Origin of the sequence: Streptomyces sp. DT224 (genome assembly GCF_049844595.1) — a bacterium.
Classification (GTDB): domain Bacteria; phylum Actinomycetota; class Actinomycetes; order Streptomycetales; family Streptomycetaceae; genus Streptomyces.
The window spans coordinates 301,523-318,258 of record NZ_JBNCLI010000003.1 but is presented as its reverse complement, the minus strand read 5'-3'; the positions used below and the strand labels follow the sequence as shown (position 1 = coordinate 318,258).

Sequence of the window (16,736 nt, the reverse complement as noted above, 5' to 3'; positions counted from 1 at the left end):
GCATCTCTCGTACGCCGAGACACCCAGCCACAGAACGCCACCAGGATGGTGAACACCCACATGAACAACTTCCCCGGCGCCTCCGCGAGCGGCCTCTACACGGGCCCGCAGGTGGACAACCGCTACATCGTCCCGCGCTTCGTGGAGCGCACCTCGCAGGGCGTGCGCGAGTACGACCCGTACGCGAAGCTCTTCGAGGAGCGCGTGATCTTCCTCGGCGTGCAGATCGACGACGCGTCCGCGAACGACGTGATGGCGCAGCTGCTGTGCCTGGAGTCGATGGACCCGGACCGGGACATCTCCATCTACATCAACAGCCCCGGCGGCTCGTTCACCGCGCTCACCGCGATCTACGACACGATGCAGTTCGTGAAGCCGGACATCCAGACGGTCTGCATGGGCCAGGCGGCCTCCGCCGCCGCGGTCCTGCTCGCCGCCGGCACCCCGGGCAAGCGCATGGCACTGCCGAACGCCCGCGTGCTGATCCACCAGCCGTCCTCGCAGACCGGCCGCGAGCAGCTCTCCGACCTGGAGATCGCGGCCAACGAGATCCTGCGCATGCGGACCCAGCTGGAGGAGCTGCTGGCCAAGCACTCCACCACGCCGATCGAGAAGATCCGCGACGACATCGAGCGCGACAAGATCCTCACCGCCGAGGACTCCCTGGCCTACGGCCTTGTCGACCAGATCGTGTCGACCCGCAAGAGCGCGGCCGGCGCGCTCGCCTGACCCGCCCTGGCCCCTTGGCACGGCTGCGGCACCCGGCTCCGGCCGTGTGAACCGTGCCAAGGGGGGCCCGCATGGGGGGCCGGGCAAGGTACCGTCGGATAGAGGCACAGGAGCCGCTGAACCAGGCGTCTCCCAGGCGAAGGGGAAGCACCTCGTGGCACGCATCGGTGATGGCGGCGACCTGCTCAAGTGCTCGTTCTGCGGAAAGAGCCAGAAGCAGGTGAAGAAGCTCATCGCGGGTCCCGGTGTGTACATCTGCGACGAGTGCATCGATCTCTGCAACGAGATCATCGAGGAGGAGCTCGCCGAGACGAGCGAGGTCCGCTGGGAAGAGCTTCCCAAGCCCCGCGAGATCTACGAGTTCCTCGAGGGGTACGTCGTCGGGCAGGAGCCCGCGAAGAAGGCCCTCTCGGTCGCTGTGTACAACCACTACAAGCGGGTCCAGGCCGGCGAGAACGGCGGCGGGGCGGGCCGCGACGACGCGATCGAGCTCGCCAAGTCCAACATCCTGCTGCTGGGCCCCACGGGCTCCGGCAAGACGCTGCTGGCGCAGACGCTGGCCCGCATGCTCAACGTCCCGTTCGCCATCGCGGACGCGACGGCGCTGACGGAGGCCGGCTATGTCGGCGAGGACGTCGAGAACATCCTGCTGAAGCTGATCCAGGCCGCCGACTACGACGTCAAGAAGGCCGAGACCGGAATCATCTACATCGACGAGATCGACAAGGTCGCCCGCAAGAGCGAGAACCCGTCGATCACCCGTGACGTCTCCGGCGAGGGCGTCCAGCAGGCGCTGCTGAAGATCCTGGAGGGCACCACCGCCTCCGTGCCGCCCCAGGGCGGCCGCAAGCACCCGCACCAGGAGTTCATCCAGATCGACACGACGAACGTACTGTTCATCGTGGGCGGCGCCTTCTCCGGCCTGGAGAAGATCATCGAGTCCCGGGCCGGCGCCAAGGGCATCGGCTTCGGCGCCACCATCCGCTCCAAGCGGGAGATCCAGGCCAGCGACCAGTTCCAGGAGGTCATGCCGGAGGACCTGGTGAAGTTCGGGATGATCCCCGAGTTCATCGGCCGCCTGCCCGTCCTGACCTCGGTCCACAACCTGGACCGCGAGGCCCTGCTCCAGATCCTCATCGAGCCGCGCAACGCCCTGGTCAAGCAGTACCAGCGCCTGTTCGAACTCGACGGCGTGGAGCTGGACTTCGAGCGCGAGGCGCTGGAGGCCATCGCCGACCAGGCGATCCTGCGCCAGACCGGCGCGCGCGGCCTGCGCGCGATCATGGAGGAGGTCCTCCAGTCGGTGATGTACGAGGTCCCGTCCCGCAAGGACGTGGCCCGCGTGGTCATCACCGCCGACGTGGTCCGCAACAACGTCAACCCGACGCTGGTCCCGCGCGAGCCGCGCACGATCGGCAAGGGCGACGAGGGCCGCCACGAGAAGTCCGCGTAAGCGCGGTGTGACGCATACGAAGGGGCGCCCGGCGGGTTCGACCGGCCGGGCGCCCCTTCGTGCTGCCGCGGGTCAGATCTTGGTGCGGGAGGTGTTGTAGAGCTTGGCGGCGAGGTCGGCGACCTCGTCGGTCGGCATGCTCTTGCCGGTGGTCATGGCCGCGCCCAGGTCGACGGCGAACACGATGCCGACGGTGCTGTAGTCGGTCCAGATGCAGACGGGGATGTTGACTTCCTTGGGGCCGTTCTGGAGCGAGCCGTCGGACTTCTTGTTGACCGTCTTGATCGTCTGGCACTTCATCAGGGCGCCGTCGAAGCCCTTGGGCGTGACGCTCTCGGGCGAGCCGACGAGGGTCGCCTCGCTGTCGTCGTCGCCCTCGTCCTTCGCCATCTCGTCCTTGGCCCCGGCGAAGGCCGCGTCCAGCGTCTTCTCCGGGTCGTCGACCTGGCCCCAGACGCCCTTGAGCATCAGCATCTTCGTGGTGAGCGGGTTCTTCTCGAGGTCCCCGCTGCCGTAGACGGCGCTGGCCTCGACGGGCGACTTGACGCCCATCTCCTCGGTCTCGGTCTTGTCCTTGCCGGTCAGCGGCCCGGTCTTGTTGTCGGAGTCGGTCTTGTCGTGCTTGTACTCGCCCACCGACTCCGGCGGCGTCAGCTTGTAGCCCTTGGTGGAGGACGCGACGGAGGAGCTGCCGCCGTCCGAGGTGAAGAAGTACACCCCGCCCGCGACGACCGCCAGCGCCACGACCGCCGCCGCCACGATCAGGCCCGTCTTCTTCTTCGCGGGGGCCGGCGGCGGGAAGCCCGGCTGCTGGCCGTAGGCCGGCTGGCCGCCGTACGGCGGGGTGGGCGGCTGCTGGCCGTACGGGCCCGGCGGCTGCGCCTGCGGGTAGCCGTAACCCGGCTGGGGCTGCTGCTGGGGCGGAACGCCCTGGGGGGCCTGCTGCGGGTAGCCGTAGCCGGGCTGGCCCTGCGGCGGCTGACCGCCGTACGGGCCCGGCTGCTGGCCGTACGGTCCGGGCTGGCCCTGCGGCGGCTGGCCACCGTACGGACCCGGCTGGTTGTAGCTCATCTGCGGTGTCCCCTGTTCGTGATACTTACGCGTTGCGAACATCCTGACGGAAGGCTCGCGCGCGCGGACCACCGGGAGGCACACCGTTACGGAACAAACCGGGTTCGGGGCACTCCTGTGACGGCTCCAAGGGCCTGTGTTGAGTTCCCCGTCGTCCGCCCGGAGGGCGGGCGCAGCGGCGGTCGGCACGCACGCCGAGCGTGCGTGCCGGGCGTCGGGGCGCAGACGGGGAACTCAACACAGGCTCTAAACTGTCCGCGTGACCGAGAACCCAGCGCAGCAGCCAGCCAGCAACCCCGAACTGCCGACCCAGTACACGCCGGCCGAGGTAGAGGGGAAGCTGTACGAGCGCTGGGTAGAACGCGGGTACTTCGAGGCGGACGCGAAGAGCGACAAGCCGCCGTTCACGATCGTCATCCCGCCGCCGAACGTCACGGGCTCCCTGCACCTCGGCCACGCCTTCGAGCACACGCTGATCGACGCCCTCGTCCGCCGCAAGCGCATGCAGGGCTTCGAGGCGCTGTACCAGCCGGGCATGGACCACGCCGGCATCGCCACCCAGAACGTCGTCGAGCGCGAGCTCGGCAAGGAGGGCAAGTCCCGCCACGACCTGGGCCGCGAGGCGTTCGTGGAGCGCGTCTGGCAGTGGAAGAACGAGTCCGGCGGCCAGATCTCCGGCCAGATGCGCCGCCTCGGCGAGGGCGTCGACTGGACCCGCGAGCGGTTCACCATGGACGAGGGCCTGTCCAAGGCCGTCCAGACCATCTTCAAGCGGATGTACGACGACGAGCTCATCTACCGCCGCGAGCGCATCGTCAACTGGTGCCCCCGGTGCCTCACCGCGATCTCGGACATCGAGGTCGAGTACCAGGAGGACGACGGCGAGCTCGTCTCCATGACCTACGGCGAGGGCGAGGAGACCATCGTCGTCGCCACCACCCGCGCCGAGACGATGCTCGGTGACACCGCCGTCGCCGTCCACCCCGACGACGAGCGGTACAAGCACCTGGTCGGCAAGCAGATCAGGCTGCCGCTGACCGACCGCACGATCCCCGTCGTCGCCGATCACCACGTCGACCCGTCGTTCGGCACCGGTGCCGTCAAGGTCACCCCCGCCCACGACCCGAACGACTTCGAGATCGGGCAGCGCCACGACCTGCCCTTCCTCACTGTCCTGGACGAGCGCGCGGTCATCACCGTCCCCGGCCCGTTCGAGGGACTGGACCGGATGGAGGCCCGCTCCGCGATCGTCGCCGCCCTGCGCGCCGAGGGCCGGATCGTCGCCGAGAAGCGGCCGTACGTCCACTCCGTCGGCCACTGCTCGCGCTGCAAGACCACCGTCGAGCCCCGGCTCTCCATGCAGTGGTGGGTCAAGGTCGCCCCGCTCGCCAAGGCGGCCGGTGACGCCGTCCGCGACGGCAAGGTCCAGATCCACCCCCAGGAGATGGAGAAGCGCTACTTCGACTGGGTCGACAACCTCCACGACTGGTGCATCTCGCGTCAGCTCTGGTGGGGCCACCGCATCCCCGTCTGGCACGGCCCCGACGGCGAGATGGTCTGCGTCGGACCCGACGAGGAGCCGCCCACCGGCGAGGGCTGGACGCAGGACAGCGACGTCCTGGACACCTGGTTCTCCTCCGGCCTGTGGCCGTTCTCCACGCTCGGCTGGCCCGAACAGACCGAGAGCCTCGCGAAGTTCTACCCGAACTCCGTCCTGGTCACCGGCTACGACATCCTCTTCTTCTGGGTCGCCCGGATGATGATGTTCGGCCTGTACGTCAACAAGGACGTCCCGCCGTTCGAGAAGATCGTCCTGCACGGCATGGTCCGCGACGAGCACGGCAAGAAGATGTCGAAGTCCTTCGGCAACGTCGTCAACCCGCTGGACTGGATGGACAAGTACGGCTCCGACGCGCTGCGCTTCACGCTCGCGCGCGGCGCCAACCCGGGCACCGACGTCCCGATCGGCGAGGACTGGGTCCAGGGTTCCGCGAAGTTCTCCAACAAGATCTGGAACGCGACCCGGTTCGCCCTGATGAACGGGGCGACGATCGAGGGCGAGCTGCCGTCCGCCGACGAGATGTCGGTGACCGACCGCTGGATCCTCTCCCGCCTGAACAAGACGGTCGCCGAAGTCGACGCGTACTACGACGACTTCCAGTTCTCCAAGCTCAGCGAGGCGCTTCGGCACTTCGCCTGGGACGAGGTCTTCGACTGGTACGTCGAGCTGTCCAAGACCACCTTCTTCGGCGGCGGCCGCCCGGCCGAGGTCTCCGGCCGGGTCCTGGGCGAGGTCCTCGACGTGATGCTGCGCCTGCTGCACCCCGTCGTCCCCTTCGTCACCGAGACCCTGTGGACCGCGCTCACCGGCCGCGAGTCCGTCGTCATCGCGGACTGGCCGAAGGACTCCGGCTTCCGCGACGACGCCGCCGAGCGGGAGATCGAGCTCGTCCAGCAGGTCGTCACCGAGGTCCGCCGCTTCCGCTCCGACCAGGGCCTCCAGCCCGGCCAGAAGGTCCCGGCCGAGCTCACCCTGACCGGCACCCCGCTCGCCCCGCACGAGACGGCCATGCGGCAGCTGCTGAGGCTCCAGCCGGCCGGGGACGGCTTCCACGCCACCGCCTCGCTGCCCGTCGCCGGGGCGACCGTCGCCCTGGACCTGTCGGGCACGATCGACGTGGACGCCGAGCGCAAGCGGCTGACGAAGGACCTGGAGGCAGCCCGCAAGGAGAAGGGCCAGGCCGAGGGCAAGCTCGGCAACGAGGCGTTCCTCGCCAAGGCCCCGGACAACGTGGTCGACAAGATCCGCGGCCGGCTCACCAAGGCCGAGGCCGACATCGAGCGCATCACCGGTCAGCTGGCGGCCCTGCCGCAGAGCTGAGCCGACGCCCCGGAGCCCCCGCCCCCCTCACCCGAGGGGCGCGGGGGCTCCGGCGTGTCCGGCCGCCGGGCGGCTGCGCACGATGTCCGCGGCCATCCGTAGACTGGGGCCCGTGAGTGAGCCCCGCCCCGACCGGCCCGACGCGTCCGACCCCGACGACACCTTCGCGGAGATCGTGGACGAAGCGACCCAGCGCGACCCCGACCTGGCGGTGATCGAGGCCGGGAGCCGCACGCTGCGCGCCGCCTCCGGGCCGCCCCGTGCCGAGGAGCTCCCCGCCCGCCCCGCCGACCCCGAGGTCGACAAGGCGCTGCGCGCGGTGGAGCAGGAGCTCGCCGGCCGCTGGGGCGAGACCAAGCTGGAGCCGTCCGTCACGCGCATCGCCGCCCTGATGGACGTGCTCGGCGAGCCGCAGCGCGCGTACCCCTCGATCCACATCACCGGCACCAACGGCAAGACGAGCACCGCCCGCATGATCGAGGCCCTGCTCGGCGCCTTCGACCTGCGCACCGGGCGGTACACCTCCCCGCACGTCCAGTCGATCACCGAGCGGATCAGCCTGGACGGCGCCCCGGTGGACCCGGAGCGGTTCATCTCCACGTACGAGGACATCAAGCCGTACGTCGAGATGACCGACGCCCAGCAGTCCTACCGGCTGTCCTTCTTCGAGGTGCTGACCGGCATGGCGTACGCGGCCTTCGCCGACGCGCCGGTCGACGTCGCCGTCGTCGAGGTCGGCATGGGCGGCACCTGGGACGCGACCAACGTCATCGACGCCTCGGTCGCCGTGGTCACCCCCATCTCGCTCGACCACACCGACCGCCTGGGCTCCACACCCGGCGAGATCGCGGCCGAGAAGTCCGGGATCATCAAGCGGGGCGCCACGGTCATCCTGGCCCAGCAGCCCGTCGACGCCGCCCAGGTCATGCTGAAGAAGGCCGTCGAGGCCGACGCCACCGTGGCCCGCGAGGGCATGGAGTTCGGCGTGGTCTCCCGGGAGATCGCGGTCGGCGGCCAGCTGCTGACCCTGCGCGGCCTCGGCGGCGAGTACGACAACATCTTCCTCCCGCTGTACGGCGCCCACCAGGCGCACAACGCGGTGGTGGCGCTCTGCGCGGTCGAGGCGTTCTTCGGCATCGGCGCCGAGCAGCCCCGCACGCTGGACGCCGACATCGTGCGCTCCGCGTTCGCCTCGGTGATCTCGCCCGGCCGCCTCGAAGTCGTCCGCTCCAGCCCGACCGTCGTCCTGGACGCCGCGCACAACCCGGCGGGCGCCCGCGCCACGGCCGAGGGCCTGTCCGAGGCGTTCGGCTTCTCCCGGCTGATCGGGGTGGTCGGCGCCAGCGGCGACAAGGACGTGCGGGGGCTCCTGGAAGCCTTCGAGCCGATCTTCGCCGAGGTCGTCGTCACGCAGAACTCCACCGCGCGCGCCATGGACGCCGACGCCCTCGCGGCCGTCGCCGTCGAGGTCTTCGGCCACGACCGGGTGCAGGTCGAACCCCGCCTCGACGACGCGCTGGAGGCGGCGATCACGCTCGCCGAGGAAGAGGACGAGTACGCGGGCGCCGGTGTCCTGGTGACCGGTTCCGTGATCACGGTCGGCGAGGCCCGGCTGCTCCTGGGAAGGCGCTGACCATGCGCATGCTCTGTGCGTCCACGCTGATCGGCGAGTTCTTCGTGATCGGGTTCGCCGGACTCGTCGCGATGAAGTCGGACGACCTGACGAACGCCACGGTCTGGACGGTGTGCGGCATCGGGATGCTCCTCTCCGTGCTGCTCTGCGGCATGCTCACCCGGCCCGGCGGCGTCCAGCTCGGCTGGGCCCTCCAGGTCGCGCTGGTCGCGAGCGGCTTCGTGATCCCGGTGATGTTCGTCCTGGGCCTGGCCTTCGGCGCGCTGTGGTGGGCCTCGGTGCACTACGGCCGCCGGATCGACGAGGTGAAGGCCCGCTGGGCGGCCCAGGCCGAGGCGGAGTCGCCCGCCGGCGGCTGACCGCGCCCCACCCCGGCAAACCCGGCGGCGGGCCCGTCGCCGGGCCCCTGTAATGTCGCCTCACCGCACCCGTATGCCTGCAAGGAGCCGCACATGACCCAGCGCACCCTCGTTCTTCTCAAGCCCGACGCCGTCCGTCGCGGTCTGGTCGGCGAGATCGTCGGCCGCATCGAGCGCAAGGCCGGCTGGAAGATCACGGCGCTGGAGCTGCGTACCCTCGACCGCGCCACGCTGGAACAGCACTACGCCGAGCACGTGGGCCGCCCCTTCTACGAGCCGCTGGTCGAGTTCATGCAGTCGGGTCCGATCGTCGCGCTGGTGGCCGAAGGCGAGCGGGTCATCGAGGGCGTCCGCGCCCTCGCCGGCCCCACCGACCCGATCGCCGCCGCGCCCGGCTCGATCCGCGGTGACTTCGGCACGATCACCCGCGAGAACCTCATCCACGCCTCGGACTCGGAGGAGTCCGCGGAGCGGGAAATGAAGCTGTTCTTCCCCGGACTTTCCTGAACGCGGATCAGCCGAACAGCGCTCGCGACCTGGGGCGACCGAATTAATTCGGTCGCCCTTCGGCATAGGGTGTCCGATCGCGGGAACGCATCCCCCCGACGTAACGTCACCATGAGTGGAACGGCCACCCGTTCTGCCCAGCAAGGCGGCGTACCCTCGCGCTGTGCCGGCACATCCGGCACTACGATGGAACCTTCCACGCCTGCAGCGCCCATCCTGCCTACCAAATCAAGCCATCACGGCTTTCACTTGGGAGGCCCGACGCATCCTCATGGGGAACAAGGGGAACTCAATGTCGTTCATCGGCCGTGACATGGCTATCGACCTCGGGACTGCCAACACGCTGGTGTACGTCAGGGGGCGCGGCATCGTTCTGAACGAGCCGTCCGTCGTGGCCATCAACACCAACACCGGCGGAATTCTGGCGGTCGGCGCCGAGGCCAAGAAGATGATCGGCCGTACGCCCGGCAACATCGTCGCCGTACGGCCCCTGAAGGACGGCGTCATCGCCGACTTCGAAATCACCGAGCGGATGCTCCGCTACTTCATCCTGAAGATCCACAAGCGCCGCTACCTGGCCCGCCCCCGCGTCGTGGTCTGCGTGCCCTCCGGCATCACCGGGGTCGAGCGACGCGCCGTGATCGAGGCGTCGACGCAGGCCGGCGCCCGCCAGGTGCACATCATCGAGGAGCCCATGGCGGCGGCCATCGGCTCGGGCCTCCCGGTCCACGAGGCCACCGGCAACATGGTGGTCGACATCGGCGGCGGCACCACCGAGGTCGCGGTGATCTCGCTCGGCGGGATCGTCACCGCCCAGTCCATCCGGGTCGCCGGTGACGAGCTGGACAACGCGATCATCCAGCACATCAAGAAGGAGTACTCGCTCCTCCTCGGGGAGCGCACCGCCGAACAGATCAAGATCACCATCGGCTCGGCGTACGACCTGGAGAAGGACGAGCACACCGAGATCCGCGGCCGCGACCTGGTCTCGGGCCTCCCCAAGACCGTCGTCATCTCGGCCGGTGAGGTCCGCAAGGCCATCGAGGAGCCGGTCAACGCGATCGTCGACGCGGTCAAGACGACGCTCGACAAGTGCCCGCCGGAGCTGTCCGGCGACGTCATGGACCGCGGCATCGTCCTCACCGGCGGCGGCGCGCTGCTGCGCGGTCTGGACGAGCGGCTGCGCAACGAGACGGGCATGCCGATCCACATCGCCGAGGACCCGCTGGACTCGGTGGCGCTCGGCTCCGGCAAGTGCGTCGAGGAGTTCGAGGCGCTCCAGCAGGTCCTGGACGCCCAGCCCCGACGGTAGTAACCCCACGGCCCCCGCGCGGACGCTGCCGCTTCGCGCGGGGAACCGCCGACATACAGGCACGATCATTCCTACGAGGAAGGCACGGCCGCCGCACTGTGAGGGACACACGAGAGAGCCGGCTGCTCCTGGTGCTGCTGATCGCCATCGCGTTCGCGTTGATCACGGTGGACATCCGAGGCGGTGAGGCGTCACCGGTGGACGGCGCCCGGCAGGCCGCCGCCACGGTCTTCGGACCCGTGGAGAACGGCGTGGCGTCGGCGGTCGACCCGGTGGGCAACGCCATAGGGGCGGTCCGCGCCTCCGGCGCCCGCCACGACAAGATCGCCGCGCTGGAGAAGCAGAACGCCGAACTGAAGGCGAAGCTCGGCAGCGACGACCGCAACCGCAGCCGGGTCCGCCAGCTGGACGAGATGCTGAAGAAGTCGGCCACCGGCCAGTACGGCATCAAGGCGGCCGAGGTCATCGCCATAGGAGCGGCCCAGGGCTTCTCCTGGACAGTCACCATCGACGCGGGCACCAAGGACGGCGTCAAGCGCGACATGACCGTCCTCAACGGGGACGGGCTCGTCGGCCGCGTCACCACCGTCGGCCCGGACACCTCGACCGTGCTCCTCGCCAACGACCCCGACTTCACCGTCGGCACCCGGATGGAGTCCACCGACGAGCTGGGCTTCGCCACCGGCCAGGGCTCGCGCCCGCTGGCCGTGCAGTTCCTGAACGGCAAGGCCCGGGTCAAGAAGGGCGACCGGCTCGTCACGTTCGGCTCCAGCAAGGACAAGCCGTTCGTGCCCGGCGTCCCGGTCGGCCAGGTCGTCCGCGTCGACCCCTCCGGCGGCGACCTCACCCGCACCGTCTACGTACGCCCGTACGTCTCGTTCACCAAGCTGGACATCGTCGGCATCGTCGTCCAGGCCCCGCGCGAGGACCCCCGCGACATGGTCCTGCCGAAGAAGCCGAAGGCGCCCGCCAAACCGAAGCCCACGCCGACCGTCACCGTCACCATCTCGCCCAACGGCGACATCGTGGACACCGAGGGCAACGTGGTCGGCAACATCCACGAGAGCCCCAGCCCGGACCCCAGCGGGAACGCCACTCCGAACGCCGACAACGCGGTCAACGAACAGAGGTAGAGCTGATCCCCATGCACGTCAACCGGACCCTGCTCTCCATCGTTCTGGTCGTCTTCGCCCTCGTCGTCCAGGTCTCCGTACTGGCCCGGCTCCAGCTCCCCGGCGCCGTGCCCGACCTGCTGCTCATGGTCGTCCTCGGCCTGGCCTTCGTGTACGGGCACGTCGCCGGCGCCCTCATCGGCTTCGGCGCCGGCCTCCTCGCGGACCTGGCGCCCCCGGCCGACCACGCCGCCGGGCGCTACGCCCTGGTCCTCTGCGTCATCGGCTACCTCGCGGGCCTGGCCCGGCCGGAGAACGGCCAGCTGAAGTCCGCTTTCCTGCCCATGGCCGTGGTCGTCGCCGCGGCGATCGGGTCGACCCTGCTGTACGCGGGCGTCGGCGCGCTCGTCGGCGACACGGCGGCCCGTCACGTGGGCCTCGGCAGCCTGCTGTTCACCGCCGCGGTGTACGACCTCCTCCTGGCGCCGTTCACCGTGCCGCTGATCATGGCGCTCGCCAGACGTACCGTGAACGACCCCGTCACCGAGTCCTCCTCGGGGCGCGGCGACGTGGCGGCCGGGTGGCTGGCGGCGGGGACCGGGCTGCGGATCGGCGGCCAGCGCGGCGGACTGCGCGTGAAGGCGGCCCGCAACCGGGCGGCACGCGCCGGACGGATCAAGGGAGTCAAGCGACTGTGAGGCAGCATTCCGCCGGGCCCCGCCCCCGCACCACCACCGGGGGCGCCCCGTGAGCAACATCCCCGAGACGGGCCGCACCCAGCGCGTCCAGATCCGGCTGATCGTCATCCAGGTCCTCGTCTTCTCCCTGCTCCTCACCCTCGGCGGCCGCCTCTGGTACCTCCAGATCCGCAACGGCCAGGAGTACGCGGACGAGGCGAAGAACAACCACGTCCAGCAGGTCGTCCAGCCCGCCGCCCGCGGCTCCATCCTCGACGCGCGCGGCGTCCCGCTCGCCGACAACGAGACCCGCCTCGTCGTCTCCGCCAGCCGCACCGAGCTGCTGAAGATGGACGACGACGGCAAGGCCGTGCTCACCCGGCTCGCCGGCGTACTCGACATGAAGCCGAAGGACGTCTTCGACAAGGTGCGGCTCTGCGACGCCAAGACCCCGCAGCCCTGCTGGAACGGCTCGCCCTACCAGCCGATCCCGGTGACCGACGAGGCCACCACCCAGCAGGCCCTGACGATCCGCGAACGCGCCGAGGACTTCCCCGGCATCACCGCCGAGCCCACCGCGGTCCGCCGCTACCCGGCGCCCGGCAAGGCCAACACCGCCCAGGTCCTCGGCTACCTCTCGCCCGTCACCGACGAGGAGATCACCAAGGCCCAGGACAGCGACTCGCCCTACCTGCGCTCCGACATGGTCGGCCGCTCCGGCCTGGAGCGCACCTACGACAAGGAACTGCGCGGCAAGGCGGGCGTCACCCGCTACGAGGTCGACAACCTGGGCCGGGTCATCGGCCAGGCCAAGAACGACAAGGCCGAAGCCGGCGCCAGCGTCGTCACCTCGATCGACGCCCGCGTCCAGGCCGTCGCCGAGTACGAGCTCAACGACGCCATGAAGAAGGCCCGCCTGGAGTTCGACACCAACACCGGTGAGAACTACAAGGCGGACTCCGGGGCCGTCGTCGTCATGGAGGCCAAGACCGGCCGGGTCGTCGCCATGGCGTCCCTGCCCAACTACGACCCGAACTCCTGGGTCGGCGGCATCTCCGCCAAGGACTACGCCAAGCTCACCGGCAAGAAGTCCAACTTCCCGCTGCTGAACCGGGCCATCCAGGGCCAGGCCGCCCCTGGCTCGATCTTCAAGGTCATCTCCTCGACCGCCGCGGTCAACGCCGGGTACCCCTTCGACGGCCACTACCCCTGCCCCAGCTCGTACTCCATCGGCGGGCAGACCTTCAAGAACTTCGAGTCCCAGGGCTACGGCGACATCACCATCGGCCGCGCCCTGGAGGTCTCCTGCGACACCGTGTACTACGGCATCGCGCACAAGGAGTGGGCGAAGGACGGCGGGAACAACCCGAAGAAGCACCCCAAGGACTGGTTCTACAAGACCGCCCACCAGTTCGGCCTGGGCAAGGAGACCGGCATCGACCTCCCCAACGAGGTCAGCGGCCGCGTCCCCGACCGCGAGTGGAAGAAGAACTTCGCCAAGGCCAACCACGACGCCTGGTGCAAGCAGGGCAAGAAGGACGGCACCTACGTCGAGAAGATCGCCTACGAGAACTGCCTCGAAGGCGACAAGATGCGCGCCGGTGACTCCGTCAACTACTCCATCGGCCAGGGCGACACCCTCGTCACCCCGATCCAGATGGCCACCATCTACGCGGCCATCTCCAACGGCGGCACGCTCTACGACCCCACCGTCGGCAAGGCGATCGTCAGCGGCGACGGCAAGACCGTCCAGACGATCGAGCCCGAGTCGCACGGCAAGCTGCCCTTCACCAAGAAGACGCGCGACGAGATAGACGAAGCCCTCGCGGGTGTCGCGACCCGCGGTTCGGCCGCCTGGCGATTCGGCGGCTGGCCGCAGGACAAGATCCCGATGCACGCCAAGACGGGTACCGCCGAGGTCTACGGCAAGCAGACGACCTCCTGGTTCGCCACGTACACCAAGGACTACTCGATCGTCATGACGATCTCTCAGGGCGGTACGGGTTCCGGAGCCTCCGGGCCCGCCGTCCGCAACATCTACAACGCGCTGTACGGGCTCGACGCCACCGGCAAGCAGGACCTCAAGAAGGCCCTCCTGCCGACCCCGCAGAAGGGGCTGCCGAAGGTCCGGACGGACGGCACCATCGACGCCCCGACGATCAAGCCGTACAACCCCGCCTCCCAGAAGCCCGCCGCCGAGCAGACGCTCGCCGCGGTGCTGGGGAGGCGCGACTGATGGCCGGATTCTCCGTCCCGCGCTACGGGCCCGAGCGGTCCGGCTGGGGCCGGCTCATGGCCCGCGACTCCGTCGTGCGCCGCCTCGACTGGCCGCTCCTCGGCTCGGCGGTCGCGCTCTCCTTCATCGGCTCGCTGCTGGTCTGGTCGGCGACCCGGGGACGCGACTCGCTGACCCACGGCGACCCGTACTACTTCCTGTTCCGGCACGCGCTCAACACCGGCATCGGCATGGCGCTGATGATCGGCACGATCTGGCTCGGCCACCGCACCCTGCGCGGCGCGGTGCCGATCCTCTACGGGCTCTCCGTGCTCCTCGTCCTGGCGGTCCTCACCCCGCTGGGCGCCACCGTCAACGGCGCCCACGCCTGGATCCTGCTGCCCGGCGGCTTCTCCATCCAGCCCTCCGAGTTCACCAAGATCACCATCATCCTGGGCATGGCGATGCTGCTCGCCGCCCGCGTCGACGCCGGCGACCAGGCCCACCCCGACCACCGGACCGTCGCCAAGGCCCTGGGCCTCGCGGCGCTCCCCATGGTGATCGTCATGGGGATGCCGGACCTCGGCTCCGTGATGGTCATGGTGGTCATCGTGCTCGGTGTGCTCCTGGCCTCCGGCGCGTCCAACCGCTGGGTCTTCGGGCTCCTCGGCGCGGGCGTGGCCGGGGCGGTCGCCATCTGGCAGCTCGGACTGCTCGACGACTACCAGATCGCCCGCTTCGCCGCGTTCGCCAACCCGGCGCTCGACCCGGCCGGCGTCGGCTACAACACCAACCAGGCCCGCATCGCGATCGGCTCCGGCGGCCTGCACGGCACCGGCCTCTTCCAGGGCACCCAGACCACCGGGCAGTTCGTCCCCGAGCAGCAGACCGACTTCGTCTTCACGGTCGCCGGCGAGGAACTGGGCTTCCTCGGCGCCGGGCTCATCCTCGTCCTGCTCGGCGTCGTCCTGTGGCGCGCCTGCCGCATCGCCCGCGAGACCACCGAGCTGTACGGCACGGTCGTCGCCGCTGGGATCATCGCCTGGTTCGCCTTCCAGTCCTTCGAGAACATCGGCATGACACTCGGCATCATGCCGGTCGCCGGACTCCCGCTGCCGTTCGTCTCCTACGGCGGCTCCTCGATGTTCGCCGTCTGGGTGGCCATCGGCCTGCTCCAGTCGATCCGGGTGCAACGGCCGATAACGGCCTGAGCGGCTTCCCGGCAGCGCGTTAGATTCGTCGTATGGCGGACTCCAAGCGCGAGATCGAGCGGAAGTACGAAGCCACCGACGCCACCCGGCTGCCCGACCTGGGCCGGGTGGCCGGCGTCGGGTCCGTCGCGCACGAGGGCGTCATGGAGCTGGACGCCGTCTACTACGACACCGAGGACCTGCGCCTCGCCGCCGGAAACGTCACCCTGCGCCGCCGCACCGGCGGCTCCGACGCCGGCTGGCACCTGAAACTCCCCGTCGCCCAGGGCGTCCGCGACGAGATCCGGGCCCCGCTCTCCGACCACGTGCCGGCCCGCCTCACCGCCCTGATCCGCTCCCGCGTCCTGGACGCCCCCGTCGTCCCCGTGGTCCGGCTGGTCTCCGTCCGCGACGTCCACGTACTCACCGGCGACGACGGCACCCCGCTGGCCGAGCTCAGTGTGGACGAGGTCCTCGCGGAGCGGCTGCACGGCGGCGACCGCACCGCGGCCTGGACCGAGATCGAGACCGAACTCGCCGACGACGGCGACCCCGCCTTCCTCGACACCCTCGGCCGCGCGCTGGAGGAGGCCGGCATCCGGCCCGCCGCCTCCCACTCCAAACTGGCCCGCGCACTGGAGGAGACGGCGCCGGCCCCGGAGCGGGGCGGCCCCGCGGAACCGCGCACCGCCGGCGACCACGTCCTCGCCTACGTACGCCGCCAGGCCGAGGCGATCGTGGCCCTCGACCCGGCGGTGCGGCGGGGACTGCCCGACTCCGTGCACACGATGCGCGTCGCCACCCGGCGGCTGCGCAGCGCCCTGCGCACGTACCGCCGCGTCCTGGACCGTGAGGCCACCCGCCCCCTGGGCGCCGAGCTGAAGTGGCTCGCGGGGGAGCTGGGGGTCGACCGGGACCAGGAGGTCCTGGACGCCCGGCTGAGCGCCCGGCTCGACGAGCTGCCCGCCACGCTGGTCATCGGACCGGCCAGGGCGCGGCTGCGCCTCCGGTCGGCGGCGGACCACGAGGACGCGCGCCGGCGCACCACCGCCGTCCTGGACTCCGCGCGCCACCTGGACCTGCTGCGCGCCCTGGACGCGCTGCTCGCCGCTCCGCCGCTGCTGCCCGGAGCCGACGCCGCGCCGGACGAGGAGCTGGTCCGCGCGGTCCGCAAGGACCACAAGCGCCTCGCCGGACGGGTGGCGCGGGCCCTGGAGCTGGAGCCCGGCCCCGACCGGGACGCAGCCCTGCACCGCGCCCGCAAGGCCGCGAAACGGGCGCGGTACGCGGCGGAGGCCGCCCGCCCCGCCCTCGGTAAGCCCGCGAAGAAGGCGGCCAAGCGGCTCAAGGCCCTCCAGAGCCTCCTCGGCGACCACCAGGACGGCGTCGTCGCCCGCGACACCCTGCGCGCCCTCGCCGTACAGGCGCACGCGGCGGGGGAGCCGTCCTTCACCTGGGGACTGGTGTACGGGCGGGAGGAGGCGGCCGCCGCCGCGACCGAGCGCCAGCTGCCCGGGGTCTGGCAACGGGCGCACCGGGCCCGCATCCGGCGGGCGCCGGGAGGCTGAGCAGCGAGGTACGCTGGATGGTCACCCCT

General features: G+C 70.4%; 13 protein-coding genes. 12 read left to right on the top strand and 1 reads right to left on the bottom strand.

What is annotated here, in order from left to right:
• The first annotated feature begins 45 nt into the window (after positions 1-45).
• Both ACLQ2N_RS08740 and clpX read left to right on the top strand, forming a co-directional pair.
• Positions 46-729, top strand: a complete 684-nt coding sequence (locus ACLQ2N_RS08740; RefSeq protein ID WP_018518168.1) for an ATP-dependent Clp protease proteolytic subunit — start codon at positions 46-48, stop codon at positions 727-729.
• 154 nt (positions 730-883) lie between these two features.
• Positions 884-2,182, top strand: coding sequence for an ATP-dependent Clp protease ATP-binding subunit ClpX (gene clpX, locus ACLQ2N_RS08735; protein ID WP_018103185.1), 1,299 nt, complete (start codon positions 884-886; stop codon positions 2,180-2,182).
• 72 nt (positions 2,183-2,254) lie between these two features.
• Here the strand turns inward: clpX and ACLQ2N_RS08730 are convergent, their stop codons facing one another.
• Entirely contained in the window at positions 2,255-3,253 is a 999-nt protein-coding gene (locus tag ACLQ2N_RS08730) for a hypothetical protein (RefSeq protein ID WP_425810759.1), read from the bottom strand.
• A gap of 259 nt (positions 3,254-3,512) precedes the next feature.
• Here ACLQ2N_RS08730 and ACLQ2N_RS08725 point away from each other — a divergent pair, with 259 nt between their 5' ends.
• The 10 genes from ACLQ2N_RS08725 to ACLQ2N_RS08680 all read left to right on the top strand — a co-directional run bounded on the left by ACLQ2N_RS08725 (position 3,513) and on the right by ACLQ2N_RS08680 (position 16,707).
• Entirely contained in the window at positions 3,513-6,134 is a 2,622-nt protein-coding gene (locus tag ACLQ2N_RS08725) for a valine--tRNA ligase (RefSeq protein ID WP_425810757.1), read from the top strand.
• Positions 6,135-6,246: 112 nt separating this feature from the next.
• Positions 6,247-7,767 (top strand): bifunctional tetrahydrofolate synthase/dihydrofolate synthase, encoded by a 1,521-nt coding sequence (gene folC, locus ACLQ2N_RS08720; protein ID WP_425810755.1) that lies wholly within the window; start codon positions 6,247-6,249, stop codon positions 7,765-7,767.
• A 2-nt stretch (positions 7,768-7,769) separates the two neighbouring features.
• Positions 7,770-8,126, top strand: a complete 357-nt coding sequence (locus ACLQ2N_RS08715; RefSeq protein WP_425810753.1) for a DUF4233 domain-containing protein — start codon at positions 7,770-7,772, stop codon at positions 8,124-8,126.
• Positions 8,127-8,219: 93 nt separating this feature from the next.
• The gene (gene ndk / locus ACLQ2N_RS08710; RefSeq protein WP_018103190.1) at positions 8,220-8,633 is read left to right on the top strand and encodes a nucleoside-diphosphate kinase; all 414 of its coding nucleotides are present in this window, start codon (positions 8,220-8,222) and stop codon (positions 8,631-8,633) included.
• 292 nt (positions 8,634-8,925) lie between these two features.
• Positions 8,926-9,945 (top strand): rod shape-determining protein, encoded by a 1,020-nt coding sequence (locus ACLQ2N_RS08705; protein WP_018103191.1) that lies wholly within the window; start codon positions 8,926-8,928, stop codon positions 9,943-9,945.
• A gap of 98 nt (positions 9,946-10,043) precedes the next feature.
• Positions 10,044-11,078, top strand: coding sequence for a rod shape-determining protein MreC (gene mreC / locus ACLQ2N_RS08700; RefSeq protein WP_425810751.1), 1,035 nt, complete (start codon positions 10,044-10,046; stop codon positions 11,076-11,078).
• Between the two features lie 11 nt (positions 11,079-11,089).
• Positions 11,090-11,755, top strand: coding sequence for a rod shape-determining protein MreD (gene mreD / locus ACLQ2N_RS08695; RefSeq protein ID WP_425810749.1), 666 nt, complete (start codon positions 11,090-11,092; stop codon positions 11,753-11,755).
• Positions 11,756-11,804: 49 nt separating this feature from the next.
• Positions 11,805-13,970 carry a penicillin-binding protein 2 gene (gene mrdA / locus ACLQ2N_RS08690; RefSeq protein WP_425810747.1) on the top strand — a complete coding sequence of 722 codons (2,166 nt, stop codon included), beginning with the start codon at positions 11,805-11,807 and terminating at the stop codon, positions 13,968-13,970.
• On the top strand, positions 13,970-15,160 hold the full coding sequence (gene rodA, locus ACLQ2N_RS08685; protein WP_425810745.1) for a rod shape-determining protein RodA: 1,191 nt from the start codon (positions 13,970-13,972) through the stop codon (positions 15,158-15,160). Before mrdA ends, rodA begins: the two co-directional genes overlap by 1 nt.
• 32 nt (positions 15,161-15,192) lie before the next feature.
• Positions 15,193-16,707, top strand: coding sequence for a CHAD domain-containing protein (locus ACLQ2N_RS08680; protein ID WP_425810743.1), 1,515 nt, complete (start codon positions 15,193-15,195; stop codon positions 16,705-16,707).
• Positions 16,708-16,736: the final 29 nt, after the last annotated feature.